The sequence below is a fragment of the Streptomyces bikiniensis genome, assembly GCF_000716625.1.
Classification (GTDB): domain Bacteria; phylum Actinomycetota; class Actinomycetes; order Streptomycetales; family Streptomycetaceae; genus Streptomyces; species Streptomyces bikiniensis.
In genome coordinates this window covers 31633-52735 of sequence record NZ_JNXJ01000025.1, presented here as the reverse complement: position 1 = coordinate 52735, position 21103 = coordinate 31633, and the positions used below count along the sequence as shown (strand labels likewise).

Genomic DNA, 21103 nt, shown 5'->3' with positions numbered 1-21103 from the left:
CGCCGACCGCTTACGCACGGCGCACCGGAAGACCTTCCGGGACGTGCGACGGGCTTTCCCTCGTGGTGGCCTCTTCCGGGCGGGTAGTAGAGGGGTTCCTCGCGGCGGAGAGCCCGCCGCCGGTGTGCCGCGGCTCCCGGGTTTCGACTGCGGACGATCGGCAGTCGAACAGGGGAACCGGTCTTTGCGGAGGAGGATTTGACGACCCGGCCGGAACGCTCGATATGTTCGCGCAATGCGCCCGCTTCCCGTCGCAGACCCGGGTCACCCCGACATCCGATCGGCCTTCAGGTACCTGCTCTGGCTCGCGGGCCGGATGGCCCGCCCCCTGAGCGCCGCGGCGTTCCTCGGCCTCCTGTGGCTCGGTTCGCAGGCGCTCGTGCCGGTCGTCATCCGCGAGGCCGTCGACGAGGGACTGGTCCCCGGCGACATGGGCACCGTCCTGGTGTGGTCCGCCGTGCTCCTCGGCCTCGGCCTGGTGCAGGCGGTGTCCGGCATGTTCCGCCGCCGACTGAGCATGCACAACGCGCTGTCCGCCGGTTTCCGCACGGTCCAGCTGGTGACCGCCCACGCGGACCGGCTCGGCGCCGGCCTCGAACGGCGCGTCGACGACGGGGAACTGGTCAGCGTCGGCACCTCGGACATGACCACCATCGGCAACGCCTTCGACGTCGTCGGCCGGGCCTTCGGCGCCGTCGTCTCGACGATCCTGGTGGCCGCGATACTCCTCGACCAGTCGCCCTGGCTCGGCCTCCTCCTGATCGTCCTCCTGCCCGCGATCATCCTCACCATGGGCTACACCCTGCGCCCCCTGCACCGCAGGCAGAGCGCCTACCGCGACCTCCAGGGCGAGCTGACTTCCCGGCTCACCGACGTGGTGACCGGACTGCGGGTCCTGCGCGGCGTCGGCGGCGAGACCTCCTTCGCCCGTTCCTACCGCGAGCGCTCGCAGCGCGTGCGCGCCGCCGGCTCCGAGGTGGCCGGGGCGGAGGCCCTGATCCGCGCCGCCCAGGTGCTGCTGCCCGGCCTGCTGGTCGGCGTCGTCACCTGGATCGGCGCCCGCGCCGCCCTGAACGGCACGGTCACGCCCGGCGAACTCGTCGCCTTCTACGCGTACGCCGCCTTCCTCGTCGAACCGCTCGCCATCTTCACCGACACCGCCGACCGTTTCGCCCGGGCCCATGTCGCCGCCCGCCGCGTGATCGCCGTACTGGCCCTGCCCACCACCTCCCCGGACGCCGGAGGGGGGGACACGCCGGTGCCCGTCGGCGCGCACGACCTGGTCGACGAGCACACCGGACTGGTCGTTCCCGCCGGCTCCTTCCTGGTGGTGGTGGCACCGCCGGCCGAGGGCGTGCGCCTGGCCGACCGCCTGGGCGGTTACGCCGGCGGGTCCGTCCGCTACGCCGGACTGCCGCTGCGGGAAATGCGCACCGAGCAGGTCCGCCGCCACATCCTCGTGGTCGACAACCGCTCCCGGCTCTTCCGCGGCAGCCTGCGCGACAACCTCGACCCGCACCGCGCCGCCGGGGACGACGACGTGCTCGCCGCGCTGCGGGTGGCGGCCGCCGAGGACGTCGTCGAGTCGCTGCCCGAAGGACTGGACGCCGCCGTCACCGCCGACGGGAGCCGGTTCTCGGGAGGCCAGCGGCAACGGCTCGTCCTCGCCCGCGCGGTGCTGGCCGACCCCGACGTCCTCGTCGTGGTCGACCCCACGTCGGCCGTCGACGCCCACACCGAGAACCGGGTGGGGCACCGGCTGCGCGCCGCCAGGGCGGGCCGCACCACCGTCCTGGTCAGCTCCAGCCCCCTGCTCCTCGAACGGGCCGAACGGGTCGCCTTCGTCCACGACGGTTCGGTCGTCGCCACCGGCAGCCACCGCGATCTGCTGGCCGCCGACCCCCGGTACCGCCTGGCCATCCAGCGCGAGACCGGCGAAGACCCCGCCGGGGACGCGTCCCCCACCGCCCCCTTCGCCCGCAGGAGTGCGGAATGAGCAGAGTCGCACTGCCGGTCGCCGACACGGCGGAAGTGCGCGCGCACGCCCGCGTCCTGGCGCGCGGCCATCGCCGCGACCTCACCTGGCTCCTGTCCCTGCACGGACTGGCCGCGGTGTGCGGGCTGGTCGCGCCCTGGCTGATCGGCCGGCTCATCGACGAGGTGGCCGAAGGAACCACGAGCGGCGCCGTCGACCTGCTCGCCCTCGGCCTGCTGGCCTCCCTGGTCGGCCAGGCCGTGCTCACCTACGCCGCGGTCCAGCGGTCCTGCCGGTTCGGCGAGAAGATCACCGCGGAGGTGCGGGAGGACTTCGTCGACCGGGTGGTGACGCTGCCGCTGTCCACCGTGGAGGACGCCGAGCCCGGCGATCTGATCACCCGTGCCTCACGCGACACCGACGCCCTCACCAACACCGTCCGCTACGCCGCGCCCGAGACCCTGATCGCCACGCTCACCTGCCTGTTCACCTTCGGCGCCCTGCTGCTCGTCGGCCCGCTCACCGCGCTGCCCAGCCTGCTCGTCGTCCCCCTGCTGTGGGCCGGCACCCGCTGGTACCTGCGCCGCTCCGGCGTGGCGTACCGCCGGCGCGCCGCCGGTTACGTGGCACTCGGCGACACCCTTGCCGAGACCGTGCCCGGCGCCCGCACCGCGGAGGCGTTCGGCCTCCGGGACCGGCGCCGCCGGGCGCTCGACCACGACCTGGGGGAGGCGTACCGCGCCGAGCACCGCACGATGTGGTTGCGCAGCTCCTGGTACCTGACGGTGGAGCTCAGCTACGCCGTCCCCCTGGTGGCCACGCTCGCCGTCGGCGGAGTGCTCTACACCGGCGGACTCGCCTCGCTGGGCCAGGTGGTCGCCGCCACCCTCTACGTACGACAGCTGATCTTTCCCCTGGACGACGTCCTGAGCTGGATGGACGAGCTCCAGATCGGTTCGGCCTCGCTGGCCCGGGTACTCGGCGTCAGCAAGCTGCCGGCGGACCGCGAGCCGACCGGCGCCCGGCCCTGCGGCCGGGACCTCAGCGTCCGGAACGTCAGCTTCTCCTACGTGCCGGGACGCACCGTCCTGCACGGTGTCGACCTGGACCTGGCGCCGGGCGAAAGACTCGCCGTCGTCGGTCCCTCCGGCTCCGGAAAGTCCACCCTCGGCAAACTGTTCGCGGGCATCTACCACCCCGGTTCCGGCACCGTCCGGGTCGGGGGCGTCCCCCTGGTCGAGCTGAGCACCGCGGAGCTGCGCCGCCGCATCGCCCTGGTCACCCAGGAGCACCACATCTTCCGCGGCACTCTGCGCGAGAACCTCACCCTCGCCCGGCCGGGCGCCGACGACGCCGAGGCGCGCCGCGCCCTGGAGGTGGTCGGAGCCGGCGACTGGGCGGCGGCGCTCCCGAGCGGCCTGGACACCCCGGTCGGCTCCACCGGGCACCCGCTCACCGCCGCACAGGCCCAACAGGTCGCCCTGGCCCGGCTGGTGCTCGCCGACCCGCACACCCTGGTGCTCGACGAGGCCACCGCGCTGCTCGACCCGGCCACGGCACGGCACGCCGAGAGGGCCCTGGCCGCCGTGCTGGGGGACCGGACCGTCATCGCCATCGCGCACCGACTGCACACCGCCGAGGACGCCGACCGGATCGCCGTCGTCGAGAAGGGCCGCGTCACCGAACTGGGCAGCCACCACGCTCTGCTGGCCGCCGACGGCGCCTATGCCGCCCTGTGGCGCGCCTGGCACGGCGAATGAAATCGATCCGCCCGCACGGCCATTGAAATCATTGCGGCACACGCGGCTGCGGTCCTAGCCTGAGCGATATGAATCCAAGGAAGCCGCACGTCGATTGGGACAGCCTTTTCGGCGACGATTACGATTACTTCGACCTTCCCGACCTCACTCCGGAGCTGAGCGGGACCGAGGCGTCGAGCATGGTCGAACTCGGTGGATTCCAGCCGGGATCGCGTCTTCTGGACGCGCCGTGCGGACACGGCCGGCACGCCAACGTACTGGCCTCGCGGGGCTTCCGGGTGGTCGGTGTCGACCGCGACGAACGATTTCTCCAGATGGCCCGCGACGAGAGCGAGAAAATGGGGGTCGAGGTCGATTACCGGCACGTCGACCTGCGCGAGATGTCCTTCGAGGAAGAATTCGACGCCGCCGTTTCCTGGTACAGTTCCTTCGGCTACTTCGACGACGAGACGGACCGGGACATCCTCCGGCGCTACCGTCGCGCACTCCGGCCCGGCGGCCGTTTCCTGCTCGACATGCATTCCCCGTACCGACACATCCCGAGCGTGCTGGCCAACCACGACATGCACGTCGACGTCCTGCGCCGCGGACAGGACCTCGCGGTCGACATCCAGGAACTGGACGCCGAGGCGAGCCGCTACTACGCGGAGAAGATCACCATCCGGGACGGGAAGGTGGAGCGGGCCCGCTACAGCGTCCGCATGTTCACGGCCCCCGAGATCCTGGAGTGGTTCCGTACCGCCGGCTTCTCCCACGCACGCGTCATGAACGAGACGGGCGGCCCCTTCACCGTCAGCAGCCGCCGCCTGGTGGTGCTCGGCACCGCCTGAGCCCGCCCCGCCCCACCCTCCTGCCTCGTCCCGGCCCGGCGCGCGGACCACCCGCTCCGGCGGGCGCCGCGCGCGCCGAGCCGCTTCCCGAGACGACCCACCGTGACCGCCATTCGCAAAAGAGGGTTCCCGTGGACACCGACACCGACACCGACACCGACACCGACACCGTCCGTCCCACCGTGCCGATCGGCCCGCTGCGCACCTCCGGTCCCGACATCGACGTCGACGCCCTGCGCGCCCACTACGCCTCGTACCGATGCGCCCAGATACCGCAGGTCACCGACGTCACCGCGCTCAAGGCGGCGGCCCTCTCGGCGTACCGGCAGCTGGGCGACGAACCCCTGGTCGACGCTCAGGAGCACAGCTCCGACGGCGGTTCGCTCGGCTACGGCTTCCGGTTCCAGCGCCTCGACGCCAAATCCGACTCGCCGAGCCACTCCGCACGCGTCACGGCCGTCTTCCGCGACCTCGGCCTGCTCGACTGGGCCGAGCACGCGGCACGGCAGCTGCTGCCCGTCGTCGACACCATCACCGGCCGTTCGCTGCGCTACGAGCGGGTGTTCCTCCTGGCCTACCGCGAGGGCGACTACATCGGCCCGCACGGTGCCGAGCAGGACACCGACCTCGACCGGTTCAACCTCCAGTTCCCGCTCTGTTACGACACCGTCGGCGCCATGCGCATCCTGCGCGGGGGCTACTTGGAGCCGATGTACGACCGGGAGGGCGACGCCCGGCTGCTCGGCCCCCGCATGTGGCACGAGGTGCCGCCGCTGCTCCGGATGCCCGGGGGACGGGACCCGCTGCGCCTGGTCGTCTCGCTGCGGCTGATGGCCCGCTGATGACCGGCGTCACGACCGCCGCCGAGCGCGCGGCGCGCGCCGCGGAGGTCGCCGCCGTGGCCGAGGAGGTCTTCCGGAGCCAGGGGGTGGACTTCCGGTCCGCCCGCCGCACGTCCGGCCGGACCAACGCCACCTGGCTCGGCGGCGGGCTCGCCGTACGGGTCGCGGGATCCAGTGCGGCCCGGGACCTGGTGCGCGAGACGCGGTTGGCCGCCCTGCTGCCCCCCGAAGTGGGCTATCCGGCGGTCCTCGCGTCCGGCACGACCCGCGGCTTCGAGTGGGTGGTCACCCGGGAGATCGAAGCCGTCTGCCTGGACGACGCCTGGGCCGGCCTGGACGGGCAGCGGCGCGCGGCCGCGACACGGCGGTTGTGGGAGCGGGCCCGGGCGGCCCACCGGGTCGACCCGGCGGCCGCCGCGCCCCTGGCCCGCTCCCACAACCCTTTCTACGCGCGGTCCCCGGACGAGGCCGACGCCGCCCTCGGGCGGCTGCACGCCGCGGGAGTGCTCACGGCCGGGGAGCGGAGGCGGCTGTCCGCCGCCCTGGAGCGGCACTGGGCGGCCCTGCCCGCGGCCGCCCCTGTGCTCAACCACGGCGACCTCTCCCCGGTGAACGCCCTGTGGGACGGCACCGACGTGGTGTCCCTGCTGGACTTCGAGTTCGCGGTCCTCGCCCCCGTGCACCTGGACCTCAACGAACTGGTCAAGACGGCCTTCGCGCCCCCGGCGCCGGGCACCGGGACCACGGAGGGGGAACGCGCCGACCGCGGGCTGCTCCAGGAGACGGTGGCCGAACTGGCCGCCCCGTTCCTGCGCACCGACGCCGACGCCGCCCTGCTGATCGGCCACTCGATCCAGCTGGAGACCTGGGGCCTGGAGCGCGAGCTGGCCAAGCCCCGCCGCAAGGACCACCGGGACTGGGAGCCGTACCGGATGCTCGTCGCCTGTGCGCGCGGCGACGGCGGCTACTACGAGCCCCTGCTGGGGCGTTGAGTCCGGGGGCCCGAGGGCCCCGGGGAGAGGCGGGACGATGATACGGACGCTGTTCGTGGACGCAGGCGGCGTGCTGTACAACAACGTCAACGAGGAGACGGACTTCCTCGACCGGGTCGCCGACCGCTACGGCGTGGACCGAGGGGAACTCGCTCGGCGCGTGGAGGAGTCCGCGCCCCGGTACGAGAGCGGCGCGAGCCACGTGCACCGGGTGATCGCGCGGCTCGTCGCCGGAGGGAGCGGCTCCCGGGCCGGAACGCCCGCGGAGGGACGCTGGATGGACCGCGCGTACCTCGACAGCGTCCGCCCCCACCGGGACAGCTTCCGCGTCCTGCGGGAACTGCGGGAGCGGCGGCCGGAGGTGCGGCTGGTCCTCACCAACAACGAGGCCGAGCACTGGGACCGGCTGAAGGACGAGGCGTACGGGCACTTCGCGCTGTTCGACACGCTGTGCTCCTCCTGGCGCACGGGTCGGGTGAAACCGGCGCCCTCCTTCTTCACCGAGGCCTTGCGCGCCTGCCGTGCGGCGGCTGCCGAGACCCTGCTCGTCGACGACCGCGCCACGGTGCTGCGGGTGGGGAACGGACTGGGCATGCGGACCCTGCACGTGTCCGTCCCGGAGGTCTTCGCGGATCGGCTCGGAGCGGCGGTGGGCGGTGACGTGCTGCCGTCCGAGCCGTGAGGGCCTCCCTCGGGAGGCCCCGGTGGGGCCGGCTTCAGCGGGAGATGTCCCGGACGTTGTCCAGTACCTTCCGGAACGCCCGTGCGATGTCGTCGATGGCGTCGAGCGGGGCGAGGAGCACCTCGTGGCCGAAGCTCACCACGCTGTCGTGCAGGCGTTTGGCGACCGGAAGGTCGAACCGCGCCGGATTCACCTGCTCCAGGTAGTGCGCGTCGGTGGCGAACCGCCGGCGCGAGGCCGGCCGGTGCAGCGGGTTGTCGTTCAGGGGCCGGTGCGTCCGCATCACGGCGAAGCCCAGCTCGGCGGTGAGTGCGCCGGCTATCCGGTCCACCGGCGCCACGGCCAGCACTTCGTCGGGCAGCCGCACCATGAAGCGGTAGTAGGCGCGGCCGGTGGTCCCGGGGGAGGTCTCCTGGACCGTCAGGCCCATCTCGTCCAGGCGGCTCTCGAGATGCTCCGCGGCCCGTATCCGATGGGTGTTCTGCCCGTCCAGCAGGGCCAGTTGGTCCAGCAGCACCGCCGCGTGGAACTCCGACAGGCAGGCGTTGCTGCCCATCAGCCGGCCGGTCTCCTCCAGCTCCATCTCGCCCACCCCGACCGGTTCGGGCCGCAGCACCCGCCCGTCCGCGCGCAGGTGCTCCGCCCGGTTCGCGACGTCCGCGTCGTCGGTCACCAGTGCGCCGCCCTCGCCGCAGGTCAGCAGCTTGCTGCCCTGCATGCTGAAGACCCCCGCGGTGCCGAACGCGCCCACGGGCCAGTCACCGTAGCTGGCGCCGTGCGCGTGCGCGCAGTCCTCGATCAGCGGCAGGCCGTGCCGCTGGGCGATGTCGATGAGCGAGTCCAGATCGGCCACGGCCGAGTAGGCGTGCACCACGGTGATGGCCCTGGTCCGCCCGGTGATCGCCGCCTCCACGGCCGCCGGGTCCAGGCAGTACGTCTGCGGGTCGACGTCCACCAGCACGGGAACGGCGTTGATGCCCAGCACGGCCGACGCCGACGCCACCCACGTGAGGCCGGGCACGATCACCTCGTCGCCGGCGCCGACTCCGCACGCCTCCAGGGCGATGGCCAGCGCGGCGGTTCCGGTGGCCACCGGCACGCACAACGCCGAACGGCAGTAGTTCGCGAAAGCCTCCGCGAATTGCCGTTCGTAGGATTGCCGGCCCTGATAGGCGCAGCTGATGGTCCAGCGCCCGCTCGTCAATACGTCTTCGAGACTTTTCAGAGCCCGCTCGCCGGGCTGTGGCCAACGCGGCCACTCCCGGTCCGTGAGACGCGGTCCACCGGCGATAGCCAATGCATTTGCCATGCTTGCCCTCGCTTTCGAGAATTCGACGGATGGGGAGAGAAATTTACGCACCTCCGTCCGCCGTACGCCACAGTGGGGAGACTGCCTCCGAACGGTCCCACACCCCCGTCCCGTTCGACTGAGGAAAGCGAGCACTCGAACGTATCGGTACGCTGCGGCTGGCCGGACGGCTGAATACCCGGTCAGCTCTTCGCGACCAAAGGCGGGGAAAGCATCAGGTGGAGGAGTCAGAGATGTCCGGTAATCCCCGGAAGCGGTACGACGGCACCGGCACCGGCACCCACCGGGCGGGCGGGGCGTCCTCCTCCGGCCCCGTTCCCCGGCACGCCCGGACCGTGATCGTCGGCGGCGGACTCGCGGGCGTCGAACTCGCCACCGCGCTGGCCGGCCACGGTGCCGAGGACGTCCTGTTGCTGGAGGCGGGGCCCGGCGAGGACTTGGCCCACATTCACATGACGCACTCCCAGACGCACGCCACCGAGCTGGTGTTCGCTCCGGAGCGCGACCCCCACTTCCACCGGTCGTGGCGGTCCGAGGCGCCCCCGCACTACACCGGCATCTCCGGGCTCCGCCGCAGGCTGGGCGGCCGTTCCCTGTACTGGCACGGCGTGGTGCTGCCCCTGGAGGACTGGGCCCTGCACCCGTCGGACTGGCCCGCCGAGGTCGTCACCGCCCTGACCGCCGGCACCGCCGGCGAGCCCTCCTGGTACGACCGGGTCACCGCGGACCTGACCGCGTGGAGCGGCGGCCGGCTGTGGGACGCCGCGCAACCCGGCTGCGCCGTGTTCGGCGGCCAGGAGTTCCTCCCGCTGCCCCGCGCCTGCCGGCGCCTGCCCGGCACCGACCGCTGGGAGGCGTACACCGCGCTCGACGCCTGGCGCGGACCCGACGGCCGGCCGGCCCCGCCCCCCGGTGTCTCGGTCCGCTGCGACACGGAGGTGCTCGCGGTGGACGTGCGCGCCGGACGGGCCCGGGGCGTCCTGGTGCGCGCCGCCGACGGGACCACGGCCACGGTCGCCGCGGACACCGTGGTGCTGTGCGCGGCCACCGTGGAGAGCACCCGGCTCGCCGCGCACGCCCTCGCCACCGCGGGTGCCCTGCGCACCCCGCGGCTCGGCGGCCTGGCCGACCACCTCGTGCAGGGCTTCACGGTCCGGCTGCCGGCCGGCCCGCTGCCCGTGCCCGGCTCGTACCACGTGCCGAGCGACCCGGCGCTCCGCTCCTACCTGCGGATGGACGTGCACCCCGACGGACCCGGTCGGGCGCTCCTGGACGTACGGATCACCGGGGAGCAGCTGCCCAACCAGGAGAGCGTCGTGGAGTGCCGGCCCTCCGGGGGCGCCTCGTGGCGGGCGCACGTCCGGACCGCGCTGTTGCCCGAGGACCGCAAGGTGATCGGCGCGCAGCGCGACCTGCTGCGCGACTTCTGGACGACGGTCGCCCGTGAACTGGGCCTGCCCGCGGCCCCGTTGGTGTTCACCGACTTCGGCGACGCCGACCGCGACAACACCCGGGTGCTGCCCGACCGGACCCGGAGCCAGCCGGAGAGCCGGCCCGAGACGTGGACGAGCCTGCTCGGCACCGAGGACCACGAGGGCGGCAGCCTGCCGCTCGGCCGGCTGCTCGACGCCGACCACGCCTTCCCCGCGCTGCCCGGCCTCCACGCCGCCGGCCCGGCCGTCTTTCCCCGGCTGGGCGCCGCCAACCCGTCCCTGACCACCATCGCGCTCTCCCGCCGGCTCGCCGGACTGCTCGCCGGCGCCTGACGCCCCTCCGCGCCCGCCCGACGGCCCGCCCCGCACCGCCGTCCGCGCGACACTCCCCGAGACCACCGATCCCACCCAGGAGGTACCACCGTGCCGGGACCCGGATACCGTTTCTTCGGCGACGAGGAACGCGCCAACGTCATGGCCGTGCTCGACCGCTGGTACGCCGACCGCGAGGCGTTCGACGACCCCGGCGAGAGGGAGTGGGTCCGCCGCTTCGAACAGGCGGCGGCCGAACGGTTCGGCGCCGCCCACTGCCTCGGCGTCAACAGCGGCACCTCCGCGCTGGTCGCCGCCCTCGTGGGACTCGGCGTCGGACCCGGCGACGAGGTCGTCGTGCCCGGCTACATGTTCGTCGCCTCGATCGCCGCCGTGCTGCACTGCGGCGCCGACGTGGTGCTCGCCGAGGTCGACGAGTCGCTCACCCTCGATCCGGCCGACGTGCGCGCCAGGATCACCCCCCGCACCCGGGCGATCATGCCCGTGCACATGCTGGGCGCGCCCTCGGACATGGCCGCGCTGCGCGCCCTCGCCGACGAGCACGGACTGCACCTCCTGGAGGACTGCGCGCAGAGCGCGGGCGGTACCTACCGCGGCCGTCCGCTCGGCACCCTGGGGGACGTCGGCACCTTCTCCCTCAATCACTACAAGGTGATCACCTCGCTGCAGGGCGGATTCCTGCTCACCGACGACCCCGCGGTCTTCCAGCGGGCCTACTCCTTCCACGACCAGGGCTGGTTCCCCTACCGCCGGGACCACGGGGAGGGCGACCTGCTGCTCGGCATGAACCTGGGACTCGGCGAACTGCACGCCGCCGTGGCGCTCGCCCAGCTCGACAAGCTGGACCTGATCCTCGACCGCGTGCGGGACGTGAAGCGCCGGCTGACCGAGGCGATCGGCGAACTGCCCGGAGTGCGACCGAGGACCTCCCACGATCCGGCGGGGGAGTGCGGCACGACCGCCGTGTACGTCTTCGACGACGCCGCGCACGCGCAGGACGTGGCGGACCGGCTGCGCACCCGGACGCTCCTGGACTCGCCGACGCACTACTACGGCGGGCTGCCCGCGCTCACCGCGTTCGGCCGCGGCGACCGTTCCGTCGTGCCGTCCCGCGCCCCCGGGGGACGTCCGGCCGCGCACCCCTTCGAAGCCGGTGCGCTCCCCCGCACCGACAGCGTCCTCGGCCGCTCCGTCGCCCTCGCCACCGGCGTCTCCGACGGCTACCTCGGCCCCGGGTTCGGCGTCCACCCCGGATCCTCGCAGGCGGAGATCGACCGCGCGGCGGAGGCGTTCCGCCGCGCGGTCAAGGGCGAGGCCCCGGCCTGACCCCGGCCGGTCCGGCGGCCCCGCGGGGGTCAGGCCGTGCCGCCGGGCCCGGCGGCGTCCCGCACCAGCCCGGTCAGCTCGTCCGCAACGCCCGGCGCCGCGTACACCAGCCAGCGCCCGTCCAGCCGGCCGCCGCCGCACAGGTCGTCCACGCAGCCGCCGGCCTCCGCCACCAGGAGGGCGGCCGGCGCCCGGTCCCAGACGTGCCCGCCCTCGTCGACCAGCCCCTCGGCCCGGCCCTCCAGCAGATCGGCGACCAGACACACCGAGGAGTCGATCCACCTCATCCGGTCGCGCACCGGCTCGACGGGGGAGCCCGGCATGAGGAAGCCGCCCACCCGGGCCGCCGAGAGCGGTCCGGTCGTCTCCGGCACGCGCAGCGGACGCGACGCCGACAAGGGCCCGCCGCGGGCGGACGCGAACGCGCCGCGGCCGCGCTCCGCCCACCACCGGACGCCCTCGGTCGGACGGCTCAGGACGGCGACCCGGAGCTCCCCCTCCACCTCCAGGGCCACATGGGTGCCCCAGTCCCGCCGCCCGGCCAGGAAGGGGATCGTGCCGTCGATGGGGTCCAGTATCCAGCGGCGCCGCGACCCCGTTCCGAGCGTGCCGCTCTCCTCGCTCAGCACCGCGTCGTCCGGCCGTTCCTCCGCCAGCACCGCCAGCATGGCCTCCTCCACCGCGAGATCGGCCTCGCTCACCGGGCTGCCGTCCTCCTTGCGCCGTGCGACCGGCCGTCGCCCGAAGAATTCCAGTGCCAATGCGTCCGCCAGATCGGCGAGCCGGTGCGCGAGCCGTACGTCGCTGTCATTCACCATCGGTCCACCATAGCCACGGGACCCGCCCACGCGGACGTCCTGTCTTTCCGTAATTCATTGGTCAACCGGGTTGAACGTCCGGCGGGAAAAGCCGCACGGCGGCCCGCGGTGTTAGCCTCTGGCATGCTCTTGGAGAACACGCTCGTGGAACGCCGGAGCCTTCTCCGGCTTGTCGAGGAAAACTTCCGCAACTTCCTTCCCGATGACCGGGAATTGCCCGAGATCGAGTTCTTCCCGCTCGGTGAGGACAGCTGGTCGTACCGCTGCGGACCCCTCTGGATCAGTGTCCGCCGCGATCTGGACGGCCATTTCCCCGCAGCGTACGAGGTGCCGCTCCTGCTGCGCGAGAGCGGAAAGGACTACGTCCTCGCCCCGCTCCCCGGGCGGGACGGCCGGATCGTCCACCGGGTCGCAGGCCTTCCCGTCGTGGTGTTTCCCTACGTCGAGCGCGCCGTCGCCGCCCCCACGCCCCCCACCGCCGGTCAACTCGACCTGCTGGCGGCCAGGTTGCGGGAGGTGCATGCCTTCGACCCGCCCGCCTCCCGGGCCGTCGGCATACCCGTCGAGGACTTCCGCCTCCCTTTCGAGAACGACCTCGACAAGGCGCTCCAGGCGGCTCTGGGCGGCGGAGCGGGCGAGTGCGGGCCCTACGGCGGCCGGCTGGCCGACCTGGTGGCGCGACGGCGGGACCACCTCGCCGCGCTGCGCGAGGAGGCCGCCCGCGTGGCCGACCGGTGCACCGCCCTGTGGCGCGGCGAACGCCCCGCCCTCACCCACGGCGACCCCAGCACGACGAACGTCCTGTTCGGGCGGGGCGTGGACATCATCGACTGGGGCGGGGCGATGTGGGCTCCGCCGGAGCGCGACTGGGCCGCCCTGACCAGGGTGTTCGGCACCGCCCCCGAGGGACGCGCGGTCTTCCTGCGGTTCTACGAACTGCGCTGGGTGCTCGCCGAGATCGCCGAGTACGCCGGCCGCTTCACCGGCCCCCACACCGGTGACGCCGACGACAACGCCATGTGGGGCCGGCTGACGCGCTACCTCCCGCCCGCCTGACCCGCGGGCCGCGGCCCACCGCCTCCCCACACCATCGTGACCGACTCGTACCGAAGGACCGCCGTGAGCCTGGTCAGCGTTCACAACGAATGGGATCCGCTGGAAGAGGTCGTCGTAGGCACCGTCCGCGGTGCCCGGGCGCCGGTCGCCGTCGGGCACGCCGGACGCACCGAAGGAGCCGCGGGCGCGTGCCACGGTCGGCGACGGGACGCCGCCCCGGTGCTCTGGCCGGACCGGGTCCTCAAGGAGACGGAAGAGGAACTGGAAGAGCTGTGCGAGGAGTTGCGCGGTCTCGGCGTGACGGTCCGCCGTCCCCGGACCCGTGACCGCGCGGCATGCGCGGACGTGCTCGGCCGGACGGACGACGGCCGCCGCCCCCGGGCCGGGCTGCTCACCGTCGGTGACACCGTCATCGAGACCCCGACGGCCCCGCGCGCGCGGTTCCCGGAACCCTTCGCCCACCGGGAGCTGCTGACCGAGTACCTCGTCAGCGGCAGCAGATGGATCTCCGCGCCCGAGCCCCGCCTCACCGGCGCGATGTACGACCCCGGCGCCCCGCCCGGCGAGCGGCTGCGCGAACTGGAGCCGGTGTTCGACCCGGCCAACGTGCTGCGGCTCGGCACCGACCTGCTGTACCTGGTGTCCGACAGCGGCAACGAACTCGGGGCCCGCTGGCTCCAGTCGGCCGTGGGCGGGACCTACACCGTGCACCCCTGCCGCGGGCTGCACGCCCCCACCCCCCTCGACCTCACCCTGCTCCCGCTCCGCCCGGGCCTGCTCCTCACCAACCCGTCCCGGGTGACCGGCGGCAACCTGCCGGCCGTGCTGCGCTCCTGGCGGCGGATCGAGTGCCCCGAACCCGCCGGACCCGGCGGCGCGGGGGACGCGCCGCACCGCTCGACGTGGACCGGCACGGGTCTGCTGGTGGTCAGGCCGGGCCTGGTCGTCGTGGACGGCCGGCAGCGGGAGCTGATGCGCGTGCTGGAGCGGCACGGCGTTGACGTGCTGCCGCTGCGGCTGACCCACTCCCGGCTCCTCGCCGGCGGGTTCCACGGGCTCGTCCTCGACGTCCGCAGGACCGGGGCGTTGGAGACCTACCGCTTCTGACCGTCGGCCCTCCCGTCCCACGTCCCCCACCGAAACCCCGCAAGGAGGCGCGGATGCGTCCGCTGAGTGTGCAAGGTGCCTGGCTGTCGGAGACCCGTGCGTTCACCGACGACCGGGGCGAGTTCCAGGAGCTCTACAGCGGCCGGGCGCTGGGCGACGCGCTCGGTTACGACCCCGGCGTCGCACAGGCCAACCGCTCCGTCTCGCGACGGGGCGTGCTGCGGGGGGTGCACTTCGCGCAGATGCCGCCCAGCCAGGCGAAGTACGTCACCTGTCTCGGCGGCGCCGTCCTGGACGTGGTGGTGGACATCCGCGTCGGCTCGCCCACCTACCGCCGCTGGGAGGCGGTCAGGCTCGACGACCCGCACCGCAGCCTGTACATCGAGGCCGGGCTCGGCCACGCGTTCCTGGCGCTCACCGATGCCGCCGTCGTCGTCTACCTCACCTCGCGCGGCTACGCCCCCGGACGGGAGCACGGGGTGCACCCGCTCGATCCCGCCCTCGGCATCGCCTGGCCCGAGGACGTCGAGCCGGTGCTCTCGGAGAAGGACCGCACGGCCCCGGGGCTCGACGAGATGGAGCGGCGGGGGCTGCTCCCGTCCTACGACGACTGCGTCGCCTTCCACCGCTCCCTGCGCGGACCCGCCGCGGACTGACCGCACGCGCGACGGCCCACCGGCGAACCCGTGCCGGTGGGCCGTCGCGCGTCCTGGGGGACCCGGGAGCCGGCGGCTCAGGACCGGGGCAGCGCCGAGCGTCCCACCGCCCCGCGCAGCGAGGGGAACGCCTCCGTCAGCGCGGCGTCCCAGCCCCGCAGCGGCTCCATCCCCGCCGCCCGCCAGCGGGAGTGGTCCAGCACGCTGTACCCCGGCCGGCCGGCCGGGCGGGCCAGCGCACGGCTGGTGGTGGGCCGCACCCGGTCGGGGTCGGCGCCGAGCAGCCGGAACGTCTCGCGGGCCAGGGCGTACCAGGTGGTGCGGCCCGAGTTGGTCGCGTGGTACACCCCGGCGGGCGCCGTGCCCGCCAGCGCCGCCGTGCCGAGCGCCGCCAGCCGACCGGCCACGTCCGCGGTCCAGGTCGGCTGGCCGTGCTGGTCGTCCACGACCAGCACGGTGTCCTGCTCGGCTTCCAGCCGCATCATCGTCGTCACGAAGTTGGATCCGCCCGCCCCGTACAGCCAGGCCGTGCGGACCACGTAACCGGCCTCCGGCAGGAGGTCCAGCACCGCCTGCTCCCCGGCCCGCTTCGTGACCCCGTACACGGTGGCGGGACCGGTGGGGTCGTCCTCCCGGTACGGCCGCTTCGCCGTACCGGCGAACACGTAGTCGGTGGAGAGCTGGAGCAGCACGGCCCCCAGGGCCCGGCAGGCCCGGGCGATGTGGAGCGGCCCGGTGCCGTTCACAGCCATCGCGCGCGACGGCTCCGCCTCCGCCGCGTCGACCGCGGTCCACGCCGCGCAGTTGACCACCACCGCCGGGCGGTGGTGGTCGAGCGCGGCCCGCACGGCTCCCTCGTCGGTGATGTCCAGGACGTGGCGGTCGAGTGCGGTGACCGGGGTTCCCCGGTGCTGCAACAGGGAGGTGAGATCGCGCCCCAGCATGCCGGACGCACCGGTGACGAGCCACCGCGGGCGGGGGTACGGGGGCATGGTGTCGGTCTCCGAGGGGTGCGTGCCGGGCGTCGGGAAGGGCGGAGCGGTCCGTCCGGGGCGGTCCGGCCGGGAGCGGCCGGACACCTAGGACGGCGAGCGGGCCGGGAGAAGCGGCTCCCACCAGGAACGGTGGTTCCGGTACCAGGCGACCGTGGCGGCCAGTCCGGCGGCCAGGGGGGTGACGGGCCGGAAGCCCAGCTCCTTTTGTACCCGAGTGGAGTCGACGGAGTAACGCCGGTCGTGCCCCTTGCGGTCCTCGACGTGCTCCACCCGGCTCCAGTCGGCCCCGCAGGCCTCCAGCAACAACCCCACCAGCTCCCGGTTGCTCAGGGTGGTGCCGCCGCCGATGTTGTAGACGCGGCCGGCCCGGCCCCGGGTGCGCACCGCCTCGATCCCCCGTACGTGGTCGTCGACGTGCAGCCATTCGCGCACGTGCAGCCCGTCCCCGTAAAGGGGCACCCGGTGCCCGTCCATCAGCAGGGTGACGAACCGGGGGACGAGCTTCTCGGGGAACTGGTGGGGACCGTAGTTGTTGGAACAGCGGGTCACCCGCACGTCCAGACCGTGGCTGACGTGGTGGGCCAGGGCCAGCAGGTCGGCGGAGGCCTTGGAGGCGGAGTAGGGGCTGTTGGGGCGCAGCGGCTCGTCCTCGGTCCACGAGCCGTGCTCGACGGAGCCGTAGACCTCGTCCGTGGACACCTGGACGAAGGGCGCCGCCCCGTGCCGACGCGCCGCGTCCAGCAGGACCTGGGTGCCGTGCACATTGGTCCGCACGAAGGCGGAGGCGTCCAGCAGCGAACGGTCGACGTGGGACTCGGCCGCGAAGTGCACGACCTGGTGCTGCCCCGCCATCACCCGGTCGACCAGGTTCGCGTCGCAGATGTCGCCGTGCACGAACCGGTAGCGGGGATGGTCGCGCACGGCGGCCAGGTTGGCCGGGTTGCCCGCGTAGGTCAGTGCGTCCAGCACGGTCACCACCACGTCGGGAGGCCCGTCGGGCCCGAGCAGGGTGCGGACGTAGTGGGAGCCGATGAAACCGGCCCCTCCGGTGACGAGCAGATGTGTGGTCATGGCAACGGACTCCGCTTTCCGGGTCGGACGGTCGGTACGAGGGGGTGGCGCGTCACGAGGAGATCTGGGCCTTGCTGTGGTCGCCCAGCACGAGCCGGTGGGCGTGCGGCACCGGCGGTGCGGACGTCACCTGCACGTGCCGGCCGATGAGGGACGCCTCGATGCGCCGCACGCCGGAGATCGAGGCACCGCGCAGCACGATGGAGAACTCCACCTCGCTGTCCTCGACCACGCAGTCCTCGGCGATGGAGGTGAACGGTCCCACGTAGGACCCGCTCACGATCGTGCCCGCGCCGATCACCGCGGGGCCGACCACCCGGGAGTTGCGCACCTCGGCGCCCCCCTCGACCTGGACGCGGCCGATGAGGTCGCTGTGTTCGTCCACCAGCCCGTCGCAGCGCGCCTCGGCCTCCTCCAGGACGAGCCGGTTCACCTCCAGCATGTCGGCCACGTTGCCCGTGTCCTTCCAGTAGCCCGTGATCTCGGTGGAGCGCACGTCCCGGCCGGCCTCGATCAGCCACTGCACCGCGTCGGTGATCTCCAGCTCCCCGCGCCAGGAAGGCTTGATGGCCCGCACGGCCTCGTGGATGGCGGGGGAGAAGAAGTACACCCCGACCAGCGCGAGGTCGCTCTTGGGACGGACCGGCTTCTCCTCCAGCCCGCGCACCCGCCCCGAGGCGTCCAGCTCGGCGACCCCGAAGGAGCAGGGGTCGGACACGTGGGTGAGCAGCAGGTGCGCGTCCGGCCGGACTGCCCGGAAGTCTCGGACCGGGCCCTCGATGCCGTCCACCACGAAGTTGTCGCCGAGGTACATGACGAAGTCGTCCGCGCCCAGGTAGTCACGGGCGACCAGTACGGCGTGCGCGAGCCCCAGCGGTTCCGGCTGCGGGATGTACGTCACGTCGAGACCGAATTTCGATCCGTCCCCCACGGCGTCGGTTATTTCACCGAACGTGTCGCCGACGACGATGCCGACATCGGTGATCCCTGCCGCCGCGATGGCCTCCAGTCCGTAGAAAAGGACCGGCTTGTTGGCGACGGGCACCAATTGTTTCGCGGAGGTGTGCGTGATGGGCCTGAGGCGAGTGCCGGATCCGCCGGCCAGTACGAGCGCTTTCATGTCGTTCTCCCTGCGTGGTCATGGAGGCACGGGTTTCGGGATCTGTCGAGGGAAAGGGGCCTTCGCCGGACTGCGGCAAGAAACGTTCGGTGATCTGGCGCGTTTTCTGCCGCCCCGTCGTCCCGTGGCGTCAGAAGTGTGTTGTTCGGATGCGTGATCGGCCGTCCGGAGTGTCTGAAAAACGAGGTGGGGAGCGTGCGGATCCCTTGGTATGGACCGGTCCGGCGTCTCCCGCGCCCCCGGTCCACCCCGTGAGGAAGGGGCGCGCAGCCCGACCGCCCACCCGCATGGGGGGTCGAGTATCGGCCGCTTTGCCAAACTTTACTCAGGCGGTCATGGATGCTAAGCATATGCCGGGTAAAAGATCGAAGGAGTCATCCCGCGTCACCGTGAATGCCTTGGCGACTGAAGGATGGGTAATGGAGCCCGTTTTAGGGAAAAATCTTGTCGAAGCCTGCGAACAGCCTGGCGGGTACGAGAGTGTGTCAGACGAGTACAGCATGCGATTATCCGACGTAGTCATGGTGTCCATCGGTTCCCTGCAGGTTTCCGACTCGCCACGGAGTGCCGGTGAGGACGCCGAACACATTCGTACCCTCGCAGAATCCGGAGTGGAACTTCCGCCCATCGTGGTGATGTCCTCGACGAAACGCGTCATCGACGGCATGCACCGGCTCAGAGCGGCCGAACTGCGCGGCGCCGCCGAGATCGCGGTCCGGTACTTCGAAGGGGAGGAGAAGGAGGCGTTCGTCCTCGCCGTCACCTCCAACATCGCCCACGGGTTGCCGCTCTCCCTCGACGACCGCAAGGCCGCCGCGGCCCGCATCCTGCGCACCCACCCCCTGTGGTCCGACCGGGCCATCGGGCGGGCGACCGGCCTCTCCGCCAAGACCGTGGGGACCCTGCGGTCCTGTTCGACCGAGGGGGTTCCTCAGTCGAACGTCCGGATAGGCCGCGACGGACGGTCCCGGCCGCTGGACCCCACCGAAGGGCGACGGCTGGCGGGCCGGCTGATCCAGGAGAACCCGTCGGCGCCGCTGCGCCAGATCGCGGCCAAGGCCGGAGTGTCCCTGGGCACCGCCTCCGACGTCCGCAAGCGTCTCCGGCGCGGCGAGAGCCCGCTGCCCGGACGCGACCGCCGACGGGAGGACGCGGCGGACGCCGAGCCGTCACCGGCACGCACCGACCGGACCGAGGAGAGCCGGCCGTCACGGGCCCTGTTGCTGCGCCACCTCAGCCGTGATCCCTCCATACGGTTGACGGAGGACGGCCGGGTGCTGCTGCGCTGGCTCAACGTCGTGGCCGTGCGCAGCCAGGACTGGGCCCGGCTGCTCGGCAACGTGCCGCCGCACCGCGTCAAGGTCATCGCCGAACTCGCCCGTGGCTGCGCCGACACGTGGCGGCAGGTGGCCGAACACCTGGAGAAGATCGAGGTCGACCTGACGGACGACCGCGTCACGGACGGCGAAATTCCCGGCCCGGTGCACCGGGCCGGACTACGGTCGGGTGCCTGAGCACCCATCGTCCGACCCCTCCCCGCACGGCCGCCCCGGGCCGGCGGAACCCGCTCGGGTTCCGCCGGCCCGGGGCGGGAATTCCACTCCCGAAGGAAAACCCCGCATGAAATCGCCGGAAGACATCGACGTCCCCGACGCCCTGATCACGTCGTACACGAAGAACGGCGGTGAGGCGGAAAGGGCCTGGATCGCCGCCCTGCCCGCGCTGGTCGCGGAACTCCTCGACCGGTGGCGACTGGAACGGGACGGCACCCCCGGCTCCGGCGAGGCCTCGCTGGTGGTGCCGGTGCGGCGCGAGGACGGCGGCAGGGCCGCGCTGAAGCTCCAGATGCCCCGCGAGGAGACGACCGCCGCGCTGATCGGACTGCGGGCCTGGAAGGGCGACGGCATCGTGCGGCTGCTCGACCACGACCCGGAGAGCAGCGCCATGCTGCTGGAGCGCCTGGACGCCTCGCGCACCCTCGCGTCCGTCGACGACGACGACACGGCCATGGGCACCCTGGCCGGCCTGATGGCCCGGCTGCACGCCGCCCCGGCGCCCGAAGGCCTGCGCCGCCTCGACGACATCGCACGCGCCATGCTGGCGGACGTGCCGGAGGCCGTCGTCTCGCTGTCGGACCCGGACGACCAGAGGCGGTTGCACGCCTGGGCCTCGGCCGTCGCCGAGCTGGTGGACGAGCCCGGCGACCGGCTCCTGCACTGGGACCTGCACTACGAGAACGTGCTGGCCGCCGAGCGCGAACCATGGCTCGCCATCGACCCCGAACCCCTGGTGGGCGACCCGGGCTTCGACCTGTGGCCGGCCCTGGACACCGGCTGGGAGAAGATCGAGGCCACCGGGGACGCCCCCCGGATCGTACGGCGGCGCTTCGACCTGCTGACCGAGGCCCTGGAACTGGACCGCGAGCGCGCGGCCGGCTGGACCCTCGGCCGGCTGCTGCAGAACACGCTCTGGGACGTGGAGGACGGGCGGACCGCCATCGACCCCTCCCAGATCGCCGTGGCCGAGGCACTGCCGCGCGGCTGAACCCCTCCGCCTCCCCCCACACACCACTGCGAGCGCGGTGCCCCCCACACGGGCGGACGCCGCGCTCGCGGTGCCCCTTTCCCCGCGCCCGGTCCGCCGACCGGGCGCCCTTCGTCGTACGAGGGCTCCGCGGGCGCCGCCCCGCGAGCGCGCTCCGCCGTACGGAAGCCGCCGGCAACAGCGCCCCAGGCGACGCATTCGCCGATCGAGACCTCGGTGTTAGCCTTCAGTCGATCCGGTGATCGGGAACGGTC

The 21103-nt window shown here is 73.0% G+C and carries 18 protein-coding genes; 13 read left to right on the top strand and 5 right to left on the bottom strand.

What is annotated here, in order from left to right; genetic code table 11:
* The first annotated feature begins 235 nt into the window (after positions 1 to 235).
* From OO47_RS20630 to OO47_RS20605, 6 genes are all read left to right on the top strand, one after another.
* Positions 236 to 1996 carry an ABC transporter ATP-binding protein gene (locus tag OO47_RS20630; protein ID WP_030220119.1) on the top strand — a complete coding sequence of 587 codons (1761 nt, stop codon included), beginning with the start codon at positions 236 to 238 and terminating at the stop codon, positions 1994 to 1996.
* On the top strand, positions 1993 to 3735 hold the full coding sequence (locus OO47_RS20625) for an ABC transporter ATP-binding protein (RefSeq protein ID WP_030220116.1): 1743 nt from the start codon (positions 1993 to 1995) through the stop codon (positions 3733 to 3735). The genes OO47_RS20630 and OO47_RS20625 overlap by 4 nt, the downstream gene beginning before the upstream one ends.
* A gap of 179 nt (positions 3736 to 3914) precedes the next feature.
* On the top strand, positions 3915 to 4565 hold the full coding sequence (locus tag OO47_RS20620; protein WP_234323251.1) for an SAM-dependent methyltransferase: 651 nt from the start codon (positions 3915 to 3917) through the stop codon (positions 4563 to 4565).
* Positions 4566 to 4696: 131 nt separating this feature from the next.
* Positions 4697 to 5407 (top strand): hypothetical protein, encoded by a 711-nt coding sequence (locus tag OO47_RS20615; RefSeq protein WP_030220110.1) that lies wholly within the window; start codon positions 4697 to 4699, stop codon positions 5405 to 5407.
* Positions 5407 to 6399, top strand: coding sequence for an ATP--scyllo-inosamine phosphotransferase (locus OO47_RS20610; RefSeq protein ID WP_030220107.1), 993 nt, complete (start codon positions 5407 to 5409; stop codon positions 6397 to 6399). The genes OO47_RS20615 and OO47_RS20610 overlap by 1 nt, the downstream gene beginning before the upstream one ends.
* A 37-nt stretch (positions 6400 to 6436) precedes the next feature.
* Complete coding sequence (locus OO47_RS20605) at positions 6437 to 7081, top strand: HAD family hydrolase (protein ID WP_030220104.1); 645 nt, start codon at positions 6437 to 6439, stop codon at positions 7079 to 7081.
* Positions 7082 to 7115: 34 nt separating this feature from the next.
* On the opposite strand, the gene OO47_RS20600 is transcribed toward OO47_RS20605, so the two are convergent.
* Positions 7116 to 8390, bottom strand: coding sequence for a DegT/DnrJ/EryC1/StrS aminotransferase family protein (locus tag OO47_RS20600; protein ID WP_030220101.1), 1275 nt, complete (start codon positions 8388 to 8390; stop codon positions 7116 to 7118).
* A 233-nt stretch (positions 8391 to 8623) separates the two neighbouring features.
* On the opposite strand from OO47_RS20600, the gene OO47_RS20595 reads away from it, so the two are divergent.
* Both OO47_RS20595 and OO47_RS20590 read left to right on the top strand, forming a co-directional pair.
* The gene (locus OO47_RS20595; protein ID WP_033209761.1) at positions 8624 to 10156 is read left to right on the top strand and encodes a GMC family oxidoreductase; all 1533 of its coding nucleotides are present in this window, start codon (positions 8624 to 8626) and stop codon (positions 10154 to 10156) included.
* Positions 10157 to 10246: 90 nt separating this feature from the next.
* Entirely contained in the window at positions 10247 to 11482 is a 1236-nt protein-coding gene (locus OO47_RS20590) for a DegT/DnrJ/EryC1/StrS aminotransferase family protein (RefSeq protein WP_030220095.1), read from the top strand.
* Positions 11483 to 11511: 29 nt separating this feature from the next.
* Here OO47_RS20590 and OO47_RS20585 read toward each other — a convergent pair whose 3' ends face one another.
* Positions 11512 to 12300, bottom strand: coding sequence for an inositol monophosphatase family protein (locus tag OO47_RS20585; protein ID WP_030220093.1), 789 nt, complete (start codon positions 12298 to 12300; stop codon positions 11512 to 11514).
* 213 nt (positions 12301 to 12513) lie between these two features.
* On the opposite strand from OO47_RS20585, the gene OO47_RS20580 reads away from it, so the two are divergent.
* The 3 genes from OO47_RS20580 to OO47_RS20570 all read left to right on the top strand — a co-directional run bounded on the left by OO47_RS20580 (position 12514) and on the right by OO47_RS20570 (position 15119).
* Positions 12514 to 13356 carry a phosphotransferase gene (locus OO47_RS20580; protein ID WP_234323246.1) on the top strand — a complete coding sequence of 281 codons (843 nt, stop codon included), beginning with the start codon at positions 12514 to 12516 and terminating at the stop codon, positions 13354 to 13356.
* A 63-nt stretch (positions 13357 to 13419) separates the two neighbouring features.
* Positions 13420 to 14463 carry a hypothetical protein gene (locus OO47_RS20575; protein WP_030220089.1) on the top strand — a complete coding sequence of 348 codons (1044 nt, stop codon included), beginning with the start codon at positions 13420 to 13422 and terminating at the stop codon, positions 14461 to 14463.
* 53 nt (positions 14464 to 14516) lie between these two features.
* A complete protein-coding gene (locus tag OO47_RS20570; protein WP_030220084.1) occupies positions 14517 to 15119 on the top strand; it encodes a dTDP-4-dehydrorhamnose 3,5-epimerase family protein in 603 nt (200 codons plus the stop codon).
* A 77-nt stretch (positions 15120 to 15196) separates the two neighbouring features.
* Here OO47_RS20570 and rfbD read toward each other — a convergent pair whose 3' ends face one another.
* The 3 genes from rfbD to OO47_RS20555 form a co-directional block, all read right to left on the bottom strand.
* Positions 15197 to 16111 (bottom strand): dTDP-4-dehydrorhamnose reductase, encoded by a 915-nt coding sequence (rfbD, locus tag OO47_RS20565; protein ID WP_030220081.1) that lies wholly within the window; start codon positions 16109 to 16111, stop codon positions 15197 to 15199.
* An 87-nt stretch (positions 16112 to 16198) separates the two neighbouring features.
* Complete coding sequence (gene rfbB / locus OO47_RS20560; RefSeq protein ID WP_030220078.1) at positions 16199 to 17185, bottom strand: dTDP-glucose 4,6-dehydratase; 987 nt, start codon at positions 17183 to 17185, stop codon at positions 16199 to 16201.
* Between the two features lie 52 nt (positions 17186 to 17237).
* On the bottom strand, positions 17238 to 18305 hold the full coding sequence (locus OO47_RS20555) for a glucose-1-phosphate thymidylyltransferase (protein ID WP_030220075.1): 1068 nt from the start codon (positions 18303 to 18305) through the stop codon (positions 17238 to 17240).
* 611 nt (positions 18306 to 18916) lie between these two features.
* Between OO47_RS20555 and OO47_RS38485 the strand changes: the two genes are divergently transcribed.
* Both OO47_RS38485 and OO47_RS20545 read left to right on the top strand, forming a co-directional pair.
* On the top strand, positions 18917 to 19819 hold the full coding sequence (locus OO47_RS38485; protein ID WP_456114901.1) for a streptomycin biosynthesis protein: 903 nt from the start codon (positions 18917 to 18919) through the stop codon (positions 19817 to 19819).
* Positions 19820 to 19925: 106 nt separating this feature from the next.
* On the top strand, positions 19926 to 20849 hold the full coding sequence (locus tag OO47_RS20545; protein WP_030220070.1) for an aminoglycoside phosphotransferase family protein: 924 nt from the start codon (positions 19926 to 19928) through the stop codon (positions 20847 to 20849).
* Positions 20850 to 21103 lie beyond the last annotated feature (254 nt).

What these genes read in the sequence shown, in the direction of transcription:
- OO47_RS20630 (WP_030220119.1), top strand. Translation starts at nt 236, where the DNA reads ATGCGCCCGCTTCCCGTCGCAGACCCGGGTCACCCCGACATCCGATCG.
- OO47_RS20625 (WP_030220116.1), top strand. Translation starts at nt 1,993, where the DNA reads ATGAGCAGAGTCGCACTGCCGGTCGCCGACACGGCGGAAGTGCGCGCG.
- OO47_RS20620 (WP_234323251.1), top strand. Translation starts at nt 3,915, where the DNA reads ATGGTCGAACTCGGTGGATTCCAGCCGGGATCGCGTCTTCTGGACGCG.
- OO47_RS20610 (WP_030220107.1), top strand. Translation starts at nt 5,407, where the DNA reads ATGACCGGCGTCACGACCGCCGCCGAGCGCGCGGCGCGCGCCGCGGAG.
- OO47_RS20605 (WP_030220104.1), top strand. Translation starts at nt 6,437, where the DNA reads ATGATACGGACGCTGTTCGTGGACGCAGGCGGCGTGCTGTACAACAAC.
- OO47_RS20600 (WP_030220101.1), bottom strand. Translation starts at nt 8,390, where the DNA reads ATGGCAAATGCATTGGCTATCGCCGGTGGACCGCGTCTCACGGACCGG.
- OO47_RS20595 (WP_033209761.1), top strand. Translation starts at nt 8,624, where the DNA reads ATGTCCGGTAATCCCCGGAAGCGGTACGACGGCACCGGCACCGGCACC.
- OO47_RS20585 (WP_030220093.1), bottom strand. Translation starts at nt 12,300, where the DNA reads ATGGTGAATGACAGCGACGTACGGCTCGCGCACCGGCTCGCCGATCTG.
- OO47_RS20570 (WP_030220084.1), top strand. Translation starts at nt 14,517, where the DNA reads ATGCGTCCGCTGAGTGTGCAAGGTGCCTGGCTGTCGGAGACCCGTGCG.
- rfbD (WP_030220081.1), bottom strand. Translation starts at nt 16,111, where the DNA reads ATGCCCCCGTACCCCCGCCCGCGGTGGCTCGTCACCGGTGCGTCCGGC.
- rfbB (WP_030220078.1), bottom strand. Translation starts at nt 17,185, where the DNA reads ATGACCACACATCTGCTCGTCACCGGAGGGGCCGGTTTCATCGGCTCC.
- OO47_RS20555 (WP_030220075.1), bottom strand. Translation starts at nt 18,305, where the DNA reads ATGAAAGCGCTCGTACTGGCCGGCGGATCCGGCACTCGCCTCAGGCCC.
- OO47_RS20545 (WP_030220070.1), top strand. Translation starts at nt 19,926, where the DNA reads ATGAAATCGCCGGAAGACATCGACGTCCCCGACGCCCTGATCACGTCG.